This window comes from Nostoc sp., from assembly GCF_036916985.1.
Lineage (GTDB): Bacteria > Cyanobacteriota > Cyanobacteriia > Cyanobacteriales > Nostocaceae > Nostoc.
Genome location: NZ_JBALFD010000052.1, coordinates 136,171 through 158,684 on the forward strand (window position 1 = coordinate 136,171; position 22,514 = coordinate 158,684).

General features: G+C 40.8%; 14 protein-coding genes and 1 pseudogene. 6 read left to right on the forward strand and 9 right to left on the reverse strand.

Going from position 1 to position 22,514, the window contains the following annotated elements; translation table 11 throughout:
• Positions 1-107 precede the first annotated feature (107 nt).
• From V7L07_RS18140 to V7L07_RS18150, 3 genes are all read right to left on the reverse strand, one after another.
• Positions 108-3,083, reverse strand: a complete 2,976-nt coding sequence (locus V7L07_RS18140) for a molecular chaperone (protein WP_335060095.1) — start codon at positions 3,081-3,083, stop codon at positions 108-110.
• A gap of 235 nt (positions 3,084-3,318) precedes the next feature.
• A complete protein-coding gene (locus tag V7L07_RS18145; protein ID WP_335060097.1) occupies positions 3,319-4,140 on the reverse strand; it encodes an Rpn family recombination-promoting nuclease/putative transposase in 822 nt (273 codons plus the stop codon).
• 31 nt (positions 4,141-4,171) lie between these two features.
• Positions 4,172-6,718, reverse strand: coding sequence for a proteasome protein (locus V7L07_RS18150; RefSeq protein ID WP_335060099.1), 2,547 nt, complete (start codon positions 6,716-6,718; stop codon positions 4,172-4,174).
• A gap of 880 nt (positions 6,719-7,598) precedes the next feature.
• Here V7L07_RS18150 and V7L07_RS18155 point away from each other — a divergent pair.
• On the forward strand, positions 7,599-10,904 hold the full coding sequence (locus tag V7L07_RS18155; protein WP_335060101.1) for a PAS domain-containing protein: 3,306 nt from the start codon (positions 7,599-7,601) through the stop codon (positions 10,902-10,904).
• Positions 10,905-10,980: 76 nt separating this feature from the next.
• Complete coding sequence (locus tag V7L07_RS18160) at positions 10,981-11,970, forward strand: peptidoglycan-binding protein (protein WP_442936065.1); 990 nt, start codon at positions 10,981-10,983, stop codon at positions 11,968-11,970.
• A 271-nt stretch (positions 11,971-12,241) separates the two neighbouring features.
• On the opposite strand, the gene V7L07_RS18165 is transcribed toward V7L07_RS18160, so the two are convergent.
• Positions 12,242-12,385, reverse strand: coding sequence for a hypothetical protein (locus tag V7L07_RS18165; protein ID WP_335060103.1), 144 nt, complete (start codon positions 12,383-12,385; stop codon positions 12,242-12,244).
• A 427-nt stretch (positions 12,386-12,812) separates the two neighbouring features.
• On the opposite strand from V7L07_RS18165, the gene V7L07_RS18170 reads away from it, so the two are divergent.
• A complete protein-coding gene (locus V7L07_RS18170; protein ID WP_179067811.1) occupies positions 12,813-13,166 on the forward strand; it encodes a phage holin family protein in 354 nt (117 codons plus the stop codon).
• A 5-nt stretch (positions 13,167-13,171) separates the two neighbouring features.
• Here V7L07_RS18170 and V7L07_RS18175 read toward each other — a convergent pair whose 3' ends face one another.
• The 4 genes and pseudogenes from V7L07_RS18175 to V7L07_RS18190 all read right to left on the reverse strand — a co-directional run.
• Positions 13,172-13,642 (reverse strand): cobalamin biosynthesis protein, encoded by a 471-nt coding sequence (locus V7L07_RS18175; protein WP_335060105.1) that lies wholly within the window; start codon positions 13,640-13,642, stop codon positions 13,172-13,174.
• 41 nt (positions 13,643-13,683) lie between these two features.
• Positions 13,684-14,247, reverse strand: coding sequence for a Uma2 family endonuclease (locus V7L07_RS18180; RefSeq protein ID WP_335060107.1), 564 nt, complete (start codon positions 14,245-14,247; stop codon positions 13,684-13,686).
• Positions 14,248-14,368: 121 nt separating this feature from the next.
• Entirely contained in the window at positions 14,369-16,123 is a 1,755-nt protein-coding gene (gene argS / locus V7L07_RS18185) for an arginine--tRNA ligase (RefSeq protein WP_335060109.1), read from the reverse strand.
• A gap of 118 nt (positions 16,124-16,241) precedes the next feature.
• Positions 16,242-16,451: pseudogene (locus V7L07_RS18190) on the reverse strand (hypothetical protein); the annotation flags it as partial.
• Between the two features lie 584 nt (positions 16,452-17,035).
• Here V7L07_RS18190 and V7L07_RS18195 point away from each other — a divergent pair.
• The 3 genes from V7L07_RS18195 (at position 17,036) to V7L07_RS18205 (ending at position 21,885) form a co-directional block, all read left to right on the forward strand.
• Positions 17,036-17,866: a phytoene/squalene synthase family protein gene (locus tag V7L07_RS18195; protein ID WP_335060111.1), complete on the forward strand. Its 831-nt coding sequence runs from the start codon at positions 17,036-17,038 to the stop codon at positions 17,864-17,866.
• Positions 17,867-18,546: 680 nt separating this feature from the next.
• Positions 18,547-20,142 carry a serine/threonine-protein kinase gene (locus V7L07_RS18200; RefSeq protein ID WP_335060113.1) on the forward strand — a complete coding sequence of 532 codons (1,596 nt, stop codon included), beginning with the start codon at positions 18,547-18,549 and terminating at the stop codon, positions 20,140-20,142.
• 1,008 nt (positions 20,143-21,150) lie between these two features.
• On the forward strand, positions 21,151-21,885 hold the full coding sequence (locus V7L07_RS18205; protein WP_335060115.1) for an FHA domain-containing protein: 735 nt from the start codon (positions 21,151-21,153) through the stop codon (positions 21,883-21,885).
• Positions 21,886-22,006: 121 nt separating this feature from the next.
• Here the strand turns inward: V7L07_RS18205 and V7L07_RS18210 are convergent, their stop codons facing one another.
• Positions 22,007-22,228 carry a hypothetical protein gene (locus V7L07_RS18210; RefSeq protein WP_335060117.1) on the reverse strand — a complete coding sequence of 74 codons (222 nt, stop codon included), beginning with the start codon at positions 22,226-22,228 and terminating at the stop codon, positions 22,007-22,009.
• Positions 22,229-22,514 lie beyond the last annotated feature (286 nt).

Consider the following 22,514-nt stretch of genomic DNA (forward strand, 5'->3'; position numbering starts at 1 on the left):
CGTTTACTCCGCACCCCTTTGGTTTAAAAATATTAATTTTTTCAACGCAGAGGAACGCATTCGCAAAGCGTCTCGCAGAGAAGGTTAGCGCAGAGGAACGCAGAGGTTTAATGTATGCCGCAAAAGGGATCGCGTTCTTTATCAACTTCATTAGGTTGTAACTCTAATTCAGCACGATAAACACATCCTTCTTCCTTTAAGCATTCTTGATTTTGTGATGTCCAGTAAGGGACTTCACCAGCGTGCATCCTTAGAATACCTTGATCGTCGAGAGTTACACGATATTGGCAAGGGTAATCTGTGGTTATATCTGGTTTACTGAGTGCGCCAATTCTTATCCATTTTTTGCTGTTGGTTTCGGCATCTGTTTGATAAACATAGAAGGTGTGCTGTCCAGTTTGTGGGAAGGGAGGTAAGGGATTACTAATTAACCCAATTCCTGGTTGCGTCACTCCATCGCGCAAATAGTGAAATTTGTGAAACGTTTTACTACCATCATTTCCGACTTCAAATACAAGATGATAGGCATCTGGTTGATCGACAGTTGCGGACTCAATAACATTGACGGCAATATCACCATCATTCAAATCTTTATTGAAGCCTTCCACAGCAATATTCCAGTTTAATTTACCATCGGCAAATAGGGCTGAAGTTTCTGAAACTACCGATTCTAAATCAATACCAGAAATATCAATTAAATAATGGGGATTTCCCTGACAAAGCAATACATTAAATTCGAGGGTTTGGTCAATCTCAAACTGAACTTTTATTTTTTTCAGAAACTCGGCTTCTTGCATCTCCAGTTGATTCATGAGGTTTTTACCGTCAAAACTTCCCCAAAGCCGTAAATCTCCCTCTTCGTAATCTTGACGGTAGATAATGTTAGTTAATTGTATGCCTTGCCAATGAGTACGAACTTTGGCGGCAGTTTCCCAAGGTGCGAGTTGATAGAGTTCTTGTCCAGCTTTGAATATAGTTAGTAAATCGTTGCTTTGGGTTTTGCGTTTGAAGTTGCAGGGCAAATAATAAAACAGGTTTTTAACATCAATTTCTAGCTGGTTGGCTCCCTTACGCAACAAGCTTTTGGACTCTTCTGGATCGAATCTTAATCTTCGTAGCTTTTCGGCATAACAAGCACCGGCGGAGGTGGCTAGTTTGGTAAATTCCAACACAAAAGTAATCCGTTCTGGATTCCAGACAAAATATGGGGATTTACTAAATTCTTGGTAGATTTGGCGCTGTACTATGTCTAAATTACAAGTTTTACCAGACAAAATTAACCAATCAACTTTTTGGGAATTCCAAGAATCTTTGGTGAGATCATCAGGACGCAAACGACTTTCCATTAATCCTTTGGCAATTCCGATCGCTTCTTTAATTCCAGATGCGGCAGCTCGTTCAAATTGTTGGTTATCTAAGGTGACACAGATGTTATTTGGATCTGTAACTTGTAATTTAACGGCGCTTTGGGTAAGTAATTCAGAAATTTGCTGTTCTGAAAGTGTGAAGGTTAATAAAGAATTCTCTGCTGGTGGCTTTTGCCCAAGTTTAAGTTTCGCTGCTTCTGCATGATCCCAGAGAATATAAAAAGATTGTAGACGTTGAGGTGCTTGTTGCCAACGGGTGGGCAATACTTTCTCGGCAGTATCTAGAGCATCTTTATAAGCAATATCGCCTTCTGGATTTTCTCTATCCAGACATTTTAAAAGACTGCCAGTTTTGAATTTGCCTTGTTCTAAAAAACGCTCGTTTAACTCGGAGTTAATTAAATCTTCTAGTTTTTCGTTTTCAATACCACCTGTTGTTACTGCTGTCAACAAAAAGTCTGCGATCGCAACTTTTAATAATCTAAAAATTCGCAGTGTAATTAACTCACCGCCTAGCTGTAAATGACCAGATGAACCTAATAGTTTGGGGGTAAGTTTATAGTAACGTCCTCCTAAACCTCGGTCTTCATAATCAGCAAAAGCTGGGGTTTTATCTTCTAAAGTTAGTTCGATTAAAGCTAAGTCTGTGGTTCCGCCGCCGATATCCAAGACAAGGACATTTTGTGACCATTTATTTCCTACTTGGCGACAACGGGTTTTGAATGACTCAATCCCAATGTTGAGATTACCGCCAAATTCTCGCCATAAAAAGAATATCGCCACAGAAACGGCTTCATCATAAGCAGTTTGTACATCATCGATCCCCAACTGCTCAACCAGTTCTCTAACTTCTTTACGAACAACTGGTGGGGCGACTGTTGGGTAGGTGACAACTGCTGTTAAAAAATCTCCTTCAGAAAATCTGCGTCGTGCGCGTTGGCGGTAGTCTTCAGTTAACTCGATTAAATGCGCCCAAGCAGATTGGATTAACTGATTGGCGGTAATTGTTTCTTCTTCACCATTCAAAATAACTGAAAACGATCGCTCCTGGCCAAAATAGCGTTTGGGTGAATGGTGAAACCTGCTGATAATTTCCTTTAAAGAACCGCTTGTACCTTGAGCGATCGCTTTTTTTCGGTTATCTCTAGCTTCCCTACCCATCCGCAGTTTTAAATCCCCTAAGTGCGAAATTTCCGACTCGCTGGGAATTTCCGTATCGCGGCGATCGATATCCAGCACAACTGGGATCAGATTTTGCGACTCTAGGGTAGGGACGCGGAACACCTCATGATAGATTTGGTAAAGTTTTTTGCTGACAGCCCGGCGGAATCTTTCGCTGTTTCCTAAAGAAAGTTCAATTTGGCGAATTGCTTCTAAAAATCGCTCTTTATTATCACTTTCAAAAACTTCACTCAATCGACTGGGTTCTATCTCCAAATTTTTGCTAATTTCTGTGATAAACTTCGCCCAATCATCAGTACTGACATCTGGTAAAGCCACTGAGGCGGGAGAACTGAGCCATTGCGATAAGCGATCGCGCAACCGTATTTCTTGCTCTTTGGGTAAAATTTCTGCGATCGGTACTTCAATTGGATCGAAAAGTGTGACTGTCGAATTCGACGTACCAAAATCTAAAGCAAACCATCCCGGAAATCTTTTTTGTTGTTTCTCGCTTGGTTCGCGATCGCTATAGGTATTCAATTGGAAAGGGTTCATTATAGTATCACTGTCTGTTGTTTATTTTATAGCTGGCTAAAAACTGTAATATTGCATTATAAAATTACAAATTCAGAGAATCCTTATGGTAAAAACTTTTAATTTTTGCCCCTGTACCACTGATTCTGTTTAGCACTGGCTTTTTTCTTTGGCGTGATATTTACGCCTACACTTTTATATGAAAGGACGTAGACGTAGCTCAAACTAGGCATTGCTATGAAAATTACGGTAGTTACTAAGTTGATGTTGAAGACTGTTGCTCAGTTGCAAGTCTTACTTGTTCGATAGTTAAATCAAGTAACTGGGCAACCTCTTCCATCGACATACCACGAGCTAAGAACCGAGGCACAAGTTCAAGTTTTAGTTCTTCTCGTCCTTCTTCTCGTCCCTCTTCTCGTCCCTCTTGTTTCGCTTCTTGATAAACCCTAGTTTCTTCTAACTTAACTCCTAACATCGCCTCTACCTCTTCACGACTTAAGTTTGCGAATTTATAAACTGCAATTGTTGTGATTACATCTATTATCTCCTTCTTAGCCAAGAGAGTTATCTGCTCTTGTTGCACCCGCTCAATTAAACGTTTTGCTTCCCGAACCATTTGAGTCTCTGAGGCAATAGTCAACTGCATCAAACTGATACCTACTTTTTGCTCATCAGGGCTACCTAACTCATCTAAATAAATTCGTTGTACTTGAGAACTGTTCAGTAATGATCTGTGAATAGTAGTCTTTTCTGGTTCCAAGCTGCGAGACTGTAAAATAATTACCCCGTACCAGTCATCGTAAAGCGACGGGTTACGATACATATACAGCATCGATTCGGTAAAAAAGCGATGGTACAGTAACTCATCCTTTTGGAATTGTACCTCAGCAAAAAAGATCGTTTGAGATGTTGCATCCGGTGGAGGTAAAAATACCCCATCAATCCGAAATGTTGGTTCTTTAACCTCAACTGATTCAAAGCGATAGCTAGCAGCTTTAGGTGGTGGCTGTTCTACTAACTCGAAAAATAATCCTGGGACACGCTTGAAAATTGTATAAAAAATCGCATCACGTCTCACAAATACACCCTCATATCTCTACGCCATCGCGTCATCTCAAATCCAAATCATCTGAGTAAGAAACAGCGGCCATTTCTGAAATAATCTGCAACCAAGTAGGAATTTGAATCTCAGATGGCAATTCCCCAGCTGCCAAATATCTTAACAAAGTTTCTTTTTTAGAAAGGTTTTGCAGACTAGGAATAATTTGATCCAAAATGCCTTCTAGTTCGGAATTAATTTGCTGATTAACTTCGCTAACATACTGCACAAGATGAAGACTGGCACTAGCAGTAATTTCATCTCGCAGTCGCAGTACTAAAAGTTGGTGATTGCTCGATCTGGGTAAGCCTTGGCTTTTCTCTGGTGCCCAGTCAAAGATTTGACCAACGTTGTGTTTATCGTCTTGACGTGCTAGAGGAAAGATAATTTCAGGTGCAACAGTTTTGTCTTTACTAGTAATTTCTGAGATGATTGCTTCTTTCCATTCGTTAGGATCGCATCCTAGTAATAATTTATAAAAGAGATCGGCATCTTCAAAACCAAATTTTTCTTCGATTTCTTGTTCCATTTCTGGGTGGAAAAATGCCTGCAATTGTTCGCGTTCTGGGGCTACATGATTTGATAATTGATTTAATAAATCTACCACGGCTTGATGAATGCGCTCGCGGGCAAAATCTTCTACTTCTTTAACAGTTTTCTCAAATACTGGATAAAAATCATCGCTCTTAGTTGGAAGGGAAGTGTTTACACGATTTCCCCGATCGAATAATTTACCAGCTGCACCTTTAGATTCTGCCAGAGCGATCGCTCCATTATTAGCTTTGTTGAAGAGTAAAGTCCACTGGTTCCAATTAAGAATTCTAAAGGTGAGTTCGTCTTTCACTACATCGCTGACAACAACACCGCGCCGGTCTTTAAGTGGTTCTTTGCCGATATCTTTTTGAAAATTTCTGTAAATTTTATCTAAGCTTTCGACCACAAAGCGCAACTCGATAAAAGCGGGACTATCGCCTGTGGGGATACCTTGCTCGTGAATTTCATCTATGATATCTTTCAAGTGATCTTGTTGCTGACTCACCACATCAGCAGCTCTTTTGGTATCTTCATGCAGTTGCTTCAGACCATGAGTAGCTACGTGGGTTTGAATCAATTCGCGCAGCTTACTAAGTCCGCCATCTTGACTAAAGTAACCTAGCTGTCTGCCTAAATAGCTACGGGTGTTAGATTCTATCAGCTTTTCACTTAATAGCTCCCATTTCTGTTGCAGTCGTTTAGACCGATCTAAATAATCAGGATAGTCCAAGTTAGCTAAAAAGTCTGGTGAACCAGCTTTGACTGTAGTAGAACGTTTTGCTAATTCAGCCAGTCCCAACAGTGGCGACAATAAAACGATGCGGTCTTTTTGGGTTGTAAATGCTGCTGCACCGTCAATGGTAGTTTGCAGAACTTTGAGTTTTTGGAGAACCGTTTCCTCTTCCAAATGGCTATCTTGAATCAGATGGTCAAGTTCTCTTTCGCCACCCTCGCTGTCTAAAGGTAGTTGATCGAAGCGACCCACACCGACGAGAATTAAATCTTTCAGGTCTTGTCCCGGTCGCTGCTGCTGCATCATGGTGAAGATTTTATTGGCGCGATCGCTTCCAGGAGATTTACCATTGAGCAATACCAAAATTGTCTGTACTTCTGCCAATTCTCGCAATGACAAAAAGGTATCCCTAGCCCCGGAATTAGCAGCCCCCAATCCCGGAAAATCAATCAGAATAAATTTAGCTGCATCTGCAAAATCCCAAATTTCCCGTGAAATTTTCACATCGATATCGACGCGGCGGATTAGTGGGAAACTGTTTTGCAATAACTTTGTTGGTAGCCTCTGGGGTGGACTCGGTAATCTGATGTGTGCAGGCGGTAGATCCTCAAATTTCAGAGTTTGGATTGCCATTGGCTGTTCGACTAGCTGTAGCCCCTCACGGGCAGTCACCGCATCAATCTGGTAGTGCCCACTACACATAACTTCCCCATAAGCTTGATAAGCCCGCAGGAATAATACCAACTCTCGGAGTAAATAACGTAGCTCTAAATTGTTACTGCTATTCCATGCTTCTTCACACCAGCCAATAATATCTGTCCCAGAGTTGAGTTTCGATACTGGTATCGGAGGAAGCCCTGCTGCTGTTGTCCGTTTATTGGCTTCCCCTAGCATGAAGCGTAGACACTCATGTACTCCCTCATGGGAAAGATACTCTACTGTAAAGTTACTTAGTTGTGTCGTTGCGAAATCGTCTTGCGGGATAATATGGATGGCAGTAACATTACCGGTAGTGGGGTTTTCACTGACAGGCAAAGCATCTGCATATCCAATTAGACTGCCTAAAAGTAAAGTTTTTCCACTACTGAATTCCCCCATCACCCCAATTTTGACAGGCGAAGTTGCCAGGTCTACAGTTTTCTGGGCAGCTGAACGCAAACGAAGAAGACAGTCATCAAGACTAGCTGGAACCCAATCTTCTTGTTTAGAAGGGTACTGGGGCACAGAATCTATCTTTCGGAGGATGAATTCGCCGTACTCCTTAAAACGGCCAAGTTTATCTGGTTCCATAAAGTAGTTTCCGCCTAACATTAATTTCTGTGAGCTTTATAACATAAAAAATGCGATTATCAGCCATTGTTGCAACGTGTTGATATCACATTTAGCATTTCTCTCATTTAATTTACGATTTTGCTATAGCAATCCTAAATCATGAGTGAGATTTGTGAATTCTACTTTTGTTCTCTTTTCCTTGGCAGTTCGTCATCACAGAGATTTCTGATAACTCAGATAGGATTTGCTATATAAGGAATTTTGAATAGTCAAGACAATTTTGAAAAATTGGGTTTTGTTGAGAACAATAAAAAAGAATACGTTCGTCATCATCCAGGATTACGAATAAATAAAGTTGGGTTTTATACACCAATTTACTAGGGATTGCTTAGTAGAGATGTGGTTCTCAAACTCTTTTATACCCCTGATTTTAAGGAAGCTAGATCCATCAGCCAGATTCTAATTCATAGAGAATTGTTCTTGATGAAAAATCAATATTTATTTTGGATAAAATTCTTGATTATTGTAAATTTCTGATAAAGATGTAAATACTCCACAGAAAATCATATAGCCTCTGTAAAGTTAAATCAGGTTTTTGAGCAATGCAATTACATAGCTAAGATGAATTTTTCAGTGATTTAAATCAGAAATAAATTCAAACAAGTTCTCTGACATATAGATAGTTTAAAATTCATAAAAAATGCTGAATTTAATCTTAATGATAACTTCAGCGTTTTTGCAATTTATTTACAGTAAAAGAGGAATTCGCGCATATATAAAAATGAATAAAGTATTAAGATAGTTAGCATATCGGCATGAAAAAGATTATATCCATGTATTAACAAATCATATTTTCAGACTATTACCTTAATAATTTAGGCAGAGCAGGTAGGCAAAAGTGTTTTCTAAAAAGGTGCAGAGCTACGTTAACCAAATCATCGTTGAAGAGGAAGAAAGACAACAGAATGAAAAAGTATTTTATCAGCAAGCGGATACTACTCCTCTGATGATTTGGATGTCTGGATGCAATGCACTTTACTGTTACTTCAATTCCAATTGGCTGAAATTTACTGGAACACATCTAACAACATCTGCGCGAGAAGGGGAGATAGGCAATATCTGGACTTGCAGCGTCCATCCAGAAGATAGACACCGATGTGAAGATATATACTTGAGAGCATTTGCGACACATAATTCCTTCCAGAGGCAATATCGCCTGCGTGGTGCTGATGGCGAATATCGCTGGATTTTAGATACAGCCACGCCACGATTTTCAGCAGATGGTAGCTTTGTTGGTTACATCGGTTATTGTATCGATCTAACAGGAGTGCCGATAGCGAACAGCCAACCTTCAGAAAGCTACTCTTCATCGACAAAATATTCTCGGCAATTACGTAAAGTTACAGATAGAAAACGAGTAAGAGAGTTATCAAAAGCATTAGAGCAACTGCAAGCTGAAACTACAAAACGCCAAGCAATTGAGGCACAGTTGCGCCAAAAAACATCAGAATTTGCAGCGATTTTGCAAGTGCTTCCTGATTTGTACTTTCGGCTTGATGCTGATGGAAGTATTCTGGATTACAAGCAAGGATTGATGCAGAGTATGTATATTCCATCAGGAGATTATCAGGGCAAGAGTTTGCGAGAATGCTTACCAACTGCTGTAGGCGATCGCTTCTACCAAGCAATAACTCAAGTACTTGAAACTCAATATGAAGTCAGTTTTGAATATACTTTACCGCTACCAGAAGGGAAAAATCATTTTGAAGCTAGGTTATTACCATTACCAGACCAGCAAATCATCGTTCTTGTCCGCGACACCAGCGAGACTATCCAAGCAGTATTGATCGAAAATGATGCCAAGTTCCGCAGCATTGTGGAAAACGCCAACAACGTTATTTTTGCACTGACACTTGAAGGAATATTTTCCTACGTTTCTCCTAACTGGACTGCAATTTTTGGGCATGAGGTTGCAGAGGTTGAAGGCAAATCCTTTATTCCCTTTATACATCCTGACGATGTGCATATCTGTACCGATTATTTTCAAAGAATTTTGACAACAGGCGAAAAACAAAAAGCAATTGAATATCGAGTCAAACAGAAAAATGGTAGTTGGCGATGGCATACAAGCAACTCATCTGCGATTAAAGACGCCAATGGCAATGTTTTGTACTTTGTTGGTATTTGCTATGACACCACCGATCGCAAAGAAGCAGAAGTAGCTCTAGCAGAACGAGCGCGGTTAGCAAATTTTCGTGCTGATGTAGATGCGGCATTGACTCAGAGTGACAGCTTACAGAACATGATGCGCCGCTGCACTGACGCTTTAATTGAACATCTTGATGCAGCCTTTGCTCGCATCTGGACGCTGAACAAACAAGATAATGTATTGGAGTTGCAAGTCAGTTCGGGGATGTACACCCACATCAATGGGCCTCATAAATATGTGCCAGTCGGTCAATTCAAAATTGGTTTGATTGCCCAAGAAGGCAAACCTCACTTAACTAACTCTGTGCAGACAGATCCCCGCGTCGGTAACAAAGAATGGGCAAAGCAAGAGGGTATGGTCGCCTTTGCTGGCTATCCCTTAATTGTTGAAGATGAAACTGTAGGGGTGATCGCCATGTTTGCCCGCCAAACAGTGACAGAATCAACTTTCACAGCATTGGAATTTGCCGCCCAGGAAATTGCCATTGGCATCAAGCGCAAACAAGCAGAAATTGCACTCAGAGAAAGCGCCCAGCGAGAAGCACTACTTAATCGTCTTTCTAATCATATTCGAGCTTCTTTGGATCTCAATTACATTGTGGAAACCGCAGTGCAAGAAATTCACAACTTATTCGAGATCGATCGCTGCGTCTTCTTTTGGTATCGCCAAGATGCTGATGTACCATACTGGGAAAAAGTATATGAGGCGAAAAGTTCCTTTTTACCCTGTCTGCTTAACGACCAAGAAGCAACTCATGCCGAAATCAAGCTAATCGCAGCCAAAACCTTGAATGGAGAAATCATCCGCATTAATGATGCTGAGACTGTGAGCGATTCCATAGCACAGCAGTTTTTGCAGGATTTTGGTTTCACTGCCTTTCTGTCGCTGCCTGTACATACCCAATCTGGAGAAATTGGTGCATTTAGCTGTGGTTATTGTAGTGGCTTTCGCCCTTGGCTGAACAACGAAGTAGAGTTACTACAAGCAGTTACAGTTCAACTAGCGATCGCTATTGACCAAGCTAAACTTTACACCCAAAGTCGCATTGCTGCCCAAACTGCCCAAGATAAAGCCCAGCAACTAGAAGCAGCACTGCTAGAACTTCAACAAACCCAAGCGCAACTGATTCAAACTGAAAAAATGTCCAGTTTAGGACAATTGGTTGCAGGTATTGCCCACGAAATCAATAATCCTGTTAATTTCATCTACGGCAATATTAGCCATGCCAGTGAATATACTAAGGATTTGCTGCACTTAGTAGAACTTTATCAACAGAGTTACTGCCCACCAACACCAGAGATTAACCAACAAATCGACACCATTGATTTAGACTTTCTCCGGCAAGATTTACCCAAAATCCTGGAGTCTATGAAAATGGGAGCCGAACGCATTCGGCAGATTGTCCTATCTTTACGCAATTTTTCTCGTCTTGATGAAGACGGTACAAAAGCAGTAGATATTCATCAAGGTATGGATAGCACCTTGCTGTTGTTGCAAAATCGCCTAAAAGCCAAACCAGGACATCCCGAAATCCAAGTAATCCGAGACTACGGCAACCTACCACCAGTAGTGTGTCACGCTGGACAGATGAATCAGGTGTTTATGAATCTGTTGACAAATGCGATCGATGTTTTGGAAGAGGGACTGGGGACTGGGGACTGGGGAAAAGTTTTTCAAATACCTAATACCCAATGCCCAATGCCCAATGCCCAATGCCCCATCCCAACAATTCGCATTCGCACCCTCATCCAAGAAGACTATGTAATCATTAGCATTGCCGACAATGGCCCAGGCATGACTGAGGAAGTACGCAAACGCCTATTTGATCCCTTCTTCACGACAAAAGCTGTGGGTAAAGGCACAGGTATGGGATTATCAATTAGCTACCAAATTATCGTTCAAAAACATGCAGGAAAGATCGATTGTAGTTCAGCACCAGGAGAAGGTGCCGAGTTTGTTGTGATGATTCCACTAAAGCAAGAACCCTCAACATAGACATCATAAATGATCAGCTGTTTTTTAGACCAAGCGGCTGTACCATTAGCATGAGAATATTCTGGGAGTAAATTCCATGCAAAGCAGCCTGACAGAAAGTATTTTGAGTTACTTAAAATTACTAGACCCAACTGTAAATCGCTTTAGAATGGAAAAACGGCAAAAGGGTTGGTGGCCAAAGAGGTCTAAATCTTTATCGGCCATTGAAATACTCTTGTTCTCTACTACACCTCTGTTGATTGCCTCAACGGCTGTAGTATCAATAGCAGCGCCACAAAAAATTGCTCAAGTAAATCCTGGAGATAGCATTAACCGCCCTATCCTCAAAATTGGTAGTCAAGGCGAACGCGTATCTGAACTTCAAGCAGCTCTGAAACTTTTGGGTTTTTACTCTGGTGCCGTAGACGGTACATATAGTGAGAATACAGCTAGTGCTGTTGCTCGGTTTAAACAAGCCGCGGGTTTGAATCCAGATGGTATTGTTGATGCCAGCACTTGGCAACGACTTTTCCCAAAAGAACCAGCAGTAGCGTCAACCGTCCCTTCATCCCAGCCTAGATTTAACTCAGCTACAAATTTTCCTGTTCCAACCCAGGCTAGCAACCTCACCAACGTTGCAAATCCCAATCCCCCAAGACAAGCTGTAACACAAGTTGCGACTCGCCCTGAACCCAAACCTACTACCCCAAAGAAAGCTGTAACACAAGTTGCAACCACCCCTGAGCCAAGACCTGCTACTCCAAGAAAAGCTACAACTTCCAGCACAAAGAAAACGCCAAATCGTACTACATCAACCACTCGAACTCAGTCAAATACAACTACGAAACGAACCCCTGGTATTCAATACACCTCAGAAGGATTGCCAATTTTGCGTATAGGATTACGTGGTTCTGAAGTTGTGAAGTTACAACAACAACTGAAAAAGCTTGGTTTCTTGAAAGGTGATGCCGATGGAGACTTTGGGGTGACAACAGAGACAGCTGTGAAAGCTGCACAAACGCGCTATGGATTAGAATCTGACGGCGTAGTTGGTGGCTCTACCTGGGAGGTTCTTTTGCGGCGTTAACCGATATGAGTTCGATAAACCTCTCCCTGCCTTGAACTAAAGTTCAAGTCTGTCCCTCTCCGAATCGGAGATGGACGGTTTTGCGTAGTAAAACCAGGGAGAGGTCTTTTTTACCATACTGAGTGCTGAGTGCTGAGTGAAGAAAATTGAATACTCAGTAATTTTGCACTATGGTAAAAGCCCCGCCCCTTGTGGGCAGTCTTTCATCTCAGCACTCAGCACTCTTCATGGCTATTATATGGACACTATATGCGTATCCCACTCTTCAAACTTACACGTAGCGTCCCATCCGCCCGTAGCCAGAGGCGCGGGCAAAATACCAACCGTACAAAACTGGATAATTTATTTCTTGTAAATCTCCAATTACTGAGATTTCTCGGATTAGAGAAACCTTTGTAGGGGTTTTGCGCTTCACAGCATTTTTTATGAATTTAATGCGGTACATCCTGCAATACGATAAAGATATACCGATTAGAAGTATCTCTATGCCAGCACTGAAAAATTACCGAAGAAGAATTCAGAATTCAGGAGCCAGAATCCAGAATGGATTATGTGCGACTGGATGGAGAATCGAGGTTTAGAGCAAGCGATTTTAAACCCGCGTGATCTTAAATTCTTTCTTAGCGAAACCCCTGACTTGACAGAGTAGAGTATTCTGAATTCTGTTAGCGCTGCGGGGCGTAGCCCATTCTGAATTCTGACTCCTTCTCATATTGCTTTTAGACTGATAAAAGATGATGGCAACTTTAGGAGTCAAGCACAAGACACCTAATCGTGTTACAGATCACAGATGGCAATAGTGAAATTAATTAAACTTACTGCTAATTACTCTAAAAAAACTTATGCAACACTTTTTATTAACTTGGCTCGGTACTGCGGTGGCGTTATTGATTACTTCTAGAATTGTTGATGGTTTTATTGTCAATAATTTTGTTGTCGCCCTTGTTGCATCTGTAGTTATTGGTCTTGTTAATGCGTTTGTCAGGCCTATTTTGCGTCTTTTGACGTTTCCAATTACCTTACTCACCTTTGGTTTATTTACATTTGTGATCAACGCTTTAACCCTTTGGCTGGCAAGTGCCCTAACTCCTGGTTATGGTTTTGAAATTAAAGGCTTTTTACCTGCTTTGTTAGGTTCAATTGTGCTAGCAATTGTTTCTAGCGTAATTAACTATTTTTTGAGAGTTGTTGACTAGAAAAATTAGTGAATTTCTGTAATACTAGTAGTATTTAAAGCTTGGGCAACAGCTAGAGTTACCGCTCCTGGTTGCCCTTGTCGCTGGAAAATTTGTTTGGGAAGTAAGAATCTTACTCGCAATTCTTCCATGCTTGTAAAGGTAAAAATAGTCACCGATGTGAGTTGAGAAGCTGCAAGAATAGCAGCTGCCTCTGCTACGCTAGGTGTACCTACTTTGTGGTCAGTAATTGTGGCAGGGTTGGGGACACACACACAGCGAAGAATTTCCGCAGAAAAGGTCTTTAGAGGCAAGTTGCGGAAGTGGCAAAGTTCTACTAAGCCAACTTCTGAGGCTTTAGTGTCAATGGTAGCAATTCCTGCGATCGCACTTGTAAAAAGTTGATTTTCTCGAAACACTTGCTCAATCGCCCAATCAATCAACTGCCATGATGTTCCTCGTTTACAACCGATTCCTATCCATAAAACCTGTTGCACTTGGCCTATTTCCTTACTTATTCAATTGGTCAGAATTTGGTTTACTCCAACAGCCAACCAAATAAATCTCCCACCGTCAGCCTCAACTCACTTGCAAAATTTGGCACAGGAAGTAAAGCATCTAGTTCATCTAACATGATTGGTTGTTGATTGCGAATATACACAAATACCGTTTGTTCTTCTGGATCGATCAGCCAACCCATTTGTGTTTCATAATTCAGGCAATGTAAAATATTTTTTGTAACTTTCGTTTGTCTTTGGTCAGGTGATAGAATCTCGATAGTCCAATCAGGAGCGGCTTGAAATAGGTTGGCAACTTGACCATTCTCATCACGGGGAATTCTTTGCCAAGTAAACACAGAAACATCTGGCACTATTGACCTTCCGCCAAAAGTACACCGCAGTTCTGGAAAAACACGAGCAATTCGTTTAGGCTTCACTATTGAGTTGATAGTGCCAATCATTTCACCTCGAATTGTACTGTGCTTTCCCTGTGGCATAGGTTTTTGAATAATTTCACCATCGATGTATTCACTAGCAGGCTTAGTTTCCGGTAACTTCAGAAATTCCGCCAAAGTTATGTTTTTTGATGGTGTACGTACCATAATCGCCTCCAAATCCTGCAATTATAATTAAAAAAACCGCAAAGTACACAAAGAAGCTTTAACTCAACTCTTACTCTGCGTACCTTTGCGCTACCTCAGCGTAATTCTGCGTTAAAAAATATTACATCCTCTCCAATACCTGAATTCCCAACAAAGATAATCCCAGTTTCAGAGTTCTAGCAGTCAAATCACATAAAACCAAGCGGGATGTCCTCTGTGGCTCCTCGGCTTGTAATATAGGACAACGATCGTAGAATTGGTTAAACTTCTGACTCAGTTCAAACAAATACTCACATAAACGATTAGGCAGCAAGTCTTGCTCTACACTACTAATAACTTCATCTAGTTGAAGTAAGTATTTTGCTAGCGTTAATTCTGTTTCATGCTGCAACAAAACGGCATTATTTCCCAACTCTTTAAAGTTAATATCACCCTTACGGCTAATCCCATGAATCCGCGCATAAACATACAGCATATAGGGCGCAGTATTACCTTTGAGATCCAGCATTTTGTCGTAGCTGAAGATGTAATTACTCGTGCGATTTTGGCTTAAGTCTGCATACTTAACTGCACTGATTCCAACTACCTTAGCAACTTCATTAATAAAGTCTTCAGTTTCTTGGCGTTCTTCTTTTTGTAATCTAGCTTTTAAGTCAGCATGGGAACGAGAAACAGCTTCATCTAACAAATCCCGTAACCGCACAGTATCCCCAGAACGAGTTTTGAATTTTTTACCATCTTCTCCTAACACCAGCCCAAAGGGAACATGCACTAATTCCACATCATCGGGAATCCATCCAGCTTTGCGTGCCACCTGGAAAAATTGGGCAAAGTGGTTTGCTTGTCCCGAATCTGTTACATAAATTATCCGCTTTGCTTCATCTTGCTGAATTCGGTAGCGCAGGGATGCTAAATCAGTTGTGGCATAGTTATACCCGCCATCTGATTTCTGCACAATTAACGGCAAAGGTTCACCTTCTCTATTGGTAAACCCTTCCAGAAAAACGCATTTTGCACCTTGGTTTTCTACTAGTAACCCAGATTTATCTAAATCTTCCACAACGCCAGATAGTAAAGGGTTATAGAAAGATTCTCCGCGTTCAGTTAACTTGATATCCAGTAACTCATAAATTATCTGAAATTCCCGCCGTGACTGTTCGCACAGCATCTTCCAAGCATGGAGTGTATCTTCTGCACCTGCTTGTAATCTGACGACTTCTTGGCGTGCTGTCTCTTGAAAAGCTTCATCTGCATCAAACCGCAATTTGGCTTGGCGGTAAAAAGAGACTAAATCACCAATATCTAAAGCATTAGCGGTGGTAAGCGCGTCTGGGTAAACTTCCCGCAGATAGGCGATTAACATGCCAAACTGCGTACCCCAATCACCTACATGATTTAACCGCAGTACATCGTGTCCTTGAAATTCTAAAATCCGGGCGATCGCATCACCGATAATTGTAGAACGCAAGTGTCCGACGTGCATTTCTTTAGCAATATTCGGACTGGAAAAATCCACAATTTCCCGCTTCGGCGTTTTTGCGGCTGGAACTCCCAGTCTGGGATCAGCTTGAATCGCGTTTAGTTGTGCTTCTAAGTATGCTGTTTTCAGTTTGAGATTGATAAATCCTGGCCCAGCGATTTCCGGCGGTTCACAGATTTCGGATACATCTAGTTTCTCAACAATTGCACCTGCGATCGCTCTTGGTTGCTTTCCTAATTTTTTACTCAGAGATAAAGCCACATTCGCCTGATAATCACCAAATTTAGGATTGCTAGCAGGAACCAAAATTGGATCTACTCCAGCGAAGTCAGCGCCAAAAGCCGCAACTATTGCCTGCTTAACTTGATCTTTGAGTTTTTCTTGTGTAGCGTTCATATATAAATTTTATCTGTGAGAGGGGGAATGTAGCTCTAGAAAAGCTTGATTATTTCACTCTAAAGTATTGAGGGATTTTAACAACCCCTGATTGATGTTCGCGGGTTGTCATTAGTCATCAGCTATTTGGAGATGGGGAATAAAGTTTAGGACTCCTATCTGATTTTTGAAAAAATCCGTACATCTGAAGAGTCTCGAAATCAAAGCTAGAACCAATCAAACAGTAACGGCTAATGGGAAAAGCAAAGAATTGAGGCATAAAAACGCCAAACCCATATTTTAGCTTGTAAGCAAATATCTTCTTCAGGGTTTTTTCTGGGCAATTAGGAACAATCTAGTAAGTATACGGGAACTTCTGGTTCTGGGTTATGGTCACTTGATGTCACTCTCTAATTAGCATAGACCTAGCTAACCGCAGCCCTCTGTGTCCAATTTAACTTACCTTAACTTTTCGGCAAACCGCTATATGCATCTAAAAGTGCGTATAGATGCTGTTATCCGTTACCGACTTTTCCCGAATTGTCTTTATATATACAATAATTACATTTTTTTAGTCAGATTAACGCAGACTTCAAACACTTTCAAATCCTTAAAATGGATGTTTGCTCATGGAAAGTTTTCGCAATATCCAACCAAATATTACCATAATTCTTTATATCTATACTAAAAGTTTATGAAAGCGATATCAAACGACACCTCAAACACTTTTGCTACCAAAAACCTCTATACTAGACTAGACTTTGATCAATTTGAGAGTTTTGTTAATTGCAACACCAAAAACCATCAATTTTTAGATGAAATACTAGCCTATCTTATAGTCTATAGTTTTTAAGGTTTAGTCAAAACTATATCCAGTATCATCAAAAAACTGCAAACTTCATGTGGTGCAAAAATCAAGCGGGGAGTGAAAACATGAATTTACGTAGAGATGCATTGCAAATCCTCAAAGAAACTAGCCGAACTTTTTATATCCCAATTAGTCTTTTACCGCCAGGATTGCAAGAAGCAGTCGCATCAGCATATTTGTGTATGCGTGCCATTGATGAAATTGAAGATCATCCTGAATTAGATAACGCTACTAAAGCCAAGCTGTTAAGAACGATTAGTCTGACATTACAGGCAGGAGTTGATGGCTTTGCACTAGATGCTTTCTTTGCAGGATTTAGTGGGTATGAGAATTCATTAGAAGAAGTCACTTTGAGGATTAGAGAATGGTCACTGCTAGCACCAGACACCATTGCACCTCGAATTTGGGATGCCACTGCTGCAATGGCAGACCGGATGGCTTATTGGGCAGAAAGAAACTGGAAAATTCACACTGAATCTGATTTAGATCGTTATACCTTTGGGGTTGCAGGTGCAGTGGGATTGTTACTTTCAGATTTATGGAATTGGTATGATGGAACACAAACAAACCGTACCCAAGCCATTGGGTTTGGTCGAGGCTTACAAGCAGTCAATATCCTGCGTAACCATAATGAAGATTTGGGGCGTGGAGTAGAATTCTTCCCAGATGGTTGGAGTGCAGACAATATGCAGGAGTATGCCCGGCGCAATCTAGCACTGGCAGAAGCTTACATTCAAGACCTTCCTACCGGCCCCGCCTTAGATTTTTGCCAAATTCCCTTCACCTTAGCTAACGGCACTCTTGACGCTCTTGCTAATGGTAAAGAGAAACTTAGCCGCAGTGATGTTTTTGCACTTATCGAACAGCTGATTAGTGTGAACATGAAAGCAAGCTAATAGTCTCTTAAGGACTAATGGAGACGATTGTGAACTACCTACACCGACCTGAGTACAGGTATGGTGTAGGCTTCTGACCTCATTTACTTGCAAAGTTCTGTATATACAATCACAGAGAAACCTAATAATCTACCGTAGGGATGATGACAAGTTAAGGGATTTCGTAGTAATCACTTAAGTGCTTAGGTGAGAGCTACAGCCACCCACTACGAACCGATCAAAATTACTGACATAGACCACTAGTACCGCAAGGCGGAATTCAAAATGACGCTCTCTACGAGACGCTAAAAGCGAACGCAGACTCGCTAACAAAATTCAAAATTCAAAATTAATACAGTGTAAGCGTTTCATTGATTTTGAATGGGTGTTTATTTAGGCCGTGTTGTACTAAATTAAAGCAAACTTTCTCTATTGCGAATTACGTTAGTAAATTGGGAGAGCATCAAGCTTTAAAAGACCATCATTACGAATTGATATAAAGTAGCATAAATATTATTTATCAGTTTAAGTATAATAAATCGTCTGGTTCTAGCGATCGCTATACGTAATCTCAGCTAAACTTTAGCAACTCTTCAAAGGATTTCCCGCAAAAATTACCTGGCAGGAGTTGATTAATATCTAAATAATTGAAAGGGAGTATAACACTCCCCGTGATTATTCGTGCAGCGAGTTGAGAGTGCATGAGCTACTGCTTAAGTCCGACCTGTCCCAATCCAGAAAATTTGGTATATAGCCAAAAGTGTCAGTCTTGTGGCTCGCAACTACTGTTGCGCGATCGCTATCAGGTGATCAAACCATTAGGTCAGGGTGGCTTTGGAGCAACCTTCTTAGCCAATGACCAAGGCTTACCAGGAGAACCGAGCTGCGTAATCAAACAATTACGCCCATCAGGAAGCGCTCCACACGTTTTACAGATGGCCAGAGAACTCTTTGAGCGAGAAGCTAGAACTCTAGGTAAGATTGGCAATCATCCCCAAGTACCAAGATTATTAGACTATTTTGAAGATCATGAACAATTTTACTTAGTTCAAGAATATATCAGTGGTGATACCTTGCAAGAGGAGGTCAAACTTAACGGCATTTTGAGTGAAACTGGAGTCAAGCAATTTTTGAGCGAGATTTTGCCACTGTTGCAATACATCCACGAGCAAAAAGTAATTCACCGTGATATCAAGCCAGCCAACTTAATTCGCCGCACTCAAGATTCCCGAATGGTACTGATAGACTTTGGTGCCGTCAAAAATCAAATCAGCCAGAGTCCGACAAGTCCATCAGGACAGACAGCATTAACTGCTTATGCTATTGGTACTCCTGGTTTTGCACCTCCAGAGCAAATGGCCATGCGTCCAGTCTACGCCAGTGATATTTATGCACTGGGGGTGACATGCATTTTTTTACTGACTAGCAAAACTCCTAAAGATTTAGATTACAATCCCAACACTGGCGAGATGATATGGGAGCATCTTGTGCAAGTGAGCGATCACTTGAGCAATGTATTGCGAAAAATGTTAGATGTATCTGTACGTAATCGCTATCAGTCAGCAGCAGAAGTTCTCCGAGCATTGGAAATAGAACCATACTTAGATAGTTTAGCCAAGGGTTTACTGATTAAATCTGAGGGTGGATCTAAAGATCGAACACATAACCACGTGGAAAATTCTGCTGTTTTATGTAACAATCCTTCTGCTACAAGTACTGGAGTGGCACAGGTAGCGGCGGCAATTCGTGCTAGACGAGCCAAGACAGCAGAAGCAGGGGGATTACACCAGGGTTCTGGGATGGCTAAATCAACAACTTTCGCTAGCAACAGCAATGGTTCACAAGTTCAAAATTCTAAAGTTGAGCGGAAATTAGATACCCAAAGTTTGTTAACAGCTTATCTGAAAGGAAGGCGGGATTTTGCCTTACACAATTTAAGTTTGCTGAATCTGCAAGGTGCTGACTTATCCCAAACAAATTTCCATTCTGCTCAATTGCAAAAAACCAATCTCCAGGGGGCTAATCTCCACAATAGTGACTTTGGCAGAGCCAGTCTCACTCGAGCAAATCTTAAAGATGCTAATTTGAGCAAAGCATACTTTAACCATGCTGATTTAGAAGGGGCAGACCTGCGAGGCGCAGACCTCAGCAATGCTTATCTTAGCAATGCTAACCTCCGAGGAGCTAATCTGTGTGGTGCTAATCTCACCAGTGCCAAGATTTCTGATGAACAGTTAGCACTAGCAAAAACAAATTGGATGACCGTGCGCCCCAATGGAAAACGAGGCTTGTTGTGATTGGAAAGTTTAAACTTGGGAGCCACTTGCTTACTTTAGTAGCAAGAGTTAAGCAAAGTGGGATGATTTTTAGATTGGGTGACTTAATTTTGGATATTAGATTCTAGACTATCTTTACAAATGAATCCTTTTGATTGAAACCGATTATTTAGATTAGTAAAATAGTCTCCCTGCTTTTTTAATGATCCATTAAGTAGGTATATGAATCCTATTTGATTTGCTCTCAGTGAAAGGTTCAGATCCCCGGCTTATGGAAGAAGTTGGGGATCTTTTTATTTATAACTTCTGCACAAATTCTTATAGATGTAATTAAATGTAAAATCAAATTTTTATTCATAGCCCGGTTCTCAAGAGCTAGAGCCGCTTCTTAGCAGCTTTATTTTAATTAAGCCTTTCTACTTAGTACACGTTACCGTAAAAAAAAGTTCGGAAATGTCGAGGGTTTATGTTTGGTTTCACTATGTTCCGCCCAACCTACGAATGATTAAATTCCATACTCTTTTTGTGGTGGGCTGTACTTACTGACAATTATAAAATGCTTGTTTTATAAGGATCACAAAGCTGATATTTTCTTGCTAGCTTGGAAAATCAGCCCTGATGATTAGGGTAAAAACTCAGATTTATTCAGAATTTACCAAATAGATATAATATTTAGGTTGATCGATAGTCATTGCTATTGCAAATGTTAAGAAATATCCAGTTTCTTAGCAGAAATACGTAGATAATTAGCAATTCTTAATGAAAACTTTATGATTTCTGGCTGTTACAAATAACAAATGATTATTTACAATAAACAATAAAGCATCATAATAATTTCTTAAGAATATTTCCATGCTTTTTATAGCTAGAAACAACAGGGAATTTTCCACCTAAAAGTTGTAAAATAGAACGCTCTTGAGCCACTCAAGTTTTCAGATGGCAGCGGAAAGCAAAAAATCAATTATCCCTGATTGTAGGCTGAAACAGAATATTCACGACCGAAATCAGGTAGTACAAGGTTTACGTATAATGACTGACTTTGCACAAACAGAAATAGAACGGCGATTAACTTTATATCAAGTATTCCTCAAGTTGTATGAACACCACAGCAGCCTTTTAGATGAAATTCTTCAGCTAGAAAATCTATCTCAACCGTCGTTGACGAGAGTCAAGGCGTGTTACGTACATGGTGTAGTCGATACTGCTGCTGTTTATTTGATGACTAACTTGTGCGACAATCAGACTCAAAGTTTACGACAGCCACAACGGATCTGGACGATAGGTCGTAATCGCACTAGTGGTATTTGCATTGCTGATAGTCATCTGTCTCGTCGCCATGCTGCTATTCAACATATTGATGAGCAAGGCTTTTACTTAATTGATTTCAACAGTACTAATGGCTCGTTTGTGAATGGCGATCGCGCTGTCGGGCGAATCAAGCTTAAAGATGGCGATCGCATCCGTCTAGGCAATATGACTTTTGATTTTTTTGTAAATTATACCTACCGCGTTTTGCCAACTGTAGCTATAGATTTATTGATGCAGCTTGTGCATCGGAAGGGTAATCATACAGTAGAAATGCTTACTTATTCCCAGAATAGACAAAAACCTCTCACTGAAAAACCAGATTCTAATTTAGAGACTTTCAGAAATTTCGGACTAGTTGAGAAGCTGGAAAATCGTTATGAAAACTTCAGTTCAGAACAAAAATCAGAAATCCTAGACCGCTTTTTTGCCAGACAAATACCGTCTAATCTCAGCTAGCTAAACAATTAGATGTTCTCTGACAGCAATCCTGCTGTCAGAGAAAGACTTAAGGTCAAAATATAGAAAAAAAATTAAGAATGTGATTAAATATCATAGCAATCATTTTGGAGTAGCATCTTTAGCCCACAATAAAAAGAAAGCGATTCAGGAATTGAGTGAGCAAGTTATCCTCTATCCTGACAACAGGAGGATACTCAAGGTCTACCAGCAGTAGCAACAAGAGTAGTGGCGCACTCCGGTCATCTGGGCATAAAATACTAGGGCGATATCTAACGACGGAAACTGCTTTTTCTGCAAGAGGCTTCCGCCAAGGCGCAGCGTCTCGTAGAGAAGACTGCAACCCCTAACTGTTTCGCGTTTACATAAAAAAACCCCCAGTGAGCGTTAGCCAACCAGGGGAGTTAGTTATCAGGGTGCATCTACCAATTAAATGTTCTCAGGTTGAACACCATACTCCGGATGAAATTGTACAAAGGTCAGTTATTTTTTTAAATAAAAAAACCCCAGTTGGTGTTAACCTACAGGGGAGTGAGTTATCAGGGTGCATCTACCAATAATCTTTTCTAGGGGCAGCTAGTATCTTCCGGAGAAAATGAACTAAATTAGGATTGATGGTGATGTCTAGG

Bases quoted from the DNA above. Each gene is read 5' to 3' on its own strand.
- V7L07_RS18170 (WP_179067811.1), top strand. From the start codon at position 12,813: ATGCAACACTTTTTATTAACTTGGCTCGGTACTGCGGTGGCGTTATTG.
- V7L07_RS18205 (WP_335060115.1), top strand. From the start codon at position 21,151: ATGACTGACTTTGCACAAACAGAAATAGAACGGCGATTAACTTTATAT.
- V7L07_RS18180 (WP_335060107.1), bottom strand. From the start codon at position 14,247: ATGGTACGTACACCATCAAAAAACATAACTTTGGCGGAATTTCTGAAG.
- argS (WP_335060109.1), bottom strand. From the start codon at position 16,123: ATGAACGCTACACAAGAAAAACTCAAAGATCAAGTTAAGCAGGCAATA.
- V7L07_RS18150 (WP_335060099.1), bottom strand. From the start codon at position 6,718: ATGGAACCAGATAAACTTGGCCGTTTTAAGGAGTACGGCGAATTCATC.
- V7L07_RS18140 (WP_335060095.1), bottom strand. From the start codon at position 3,083: ATGAACCCTTTCCAATTGAATACCTATAGCGATCGCGAACCAAGCGAG.
- V7L07_RS18160 (WP_442936065.1), top strand. From the start codon at position 10,981: ATGCAAAGCAGCCTGACAGAAAGTATTTTGAGTTACTTAAAATTACTA.
- V7L07_RS18200 (WP_335060113.1), top strand. From the start codon at position 18,547: ATGAGCTACTGCTTAAGTCCGACCTGTCCCAATCCAGAAAATTTGGTA.
- V7L07_RS18195 (WP_335060111.1), top strand. From the start codon at position 17,036: ATGAATTTACGTAGAGATGCATTGCAAATCCTCAAAGAAACTAGCCGA.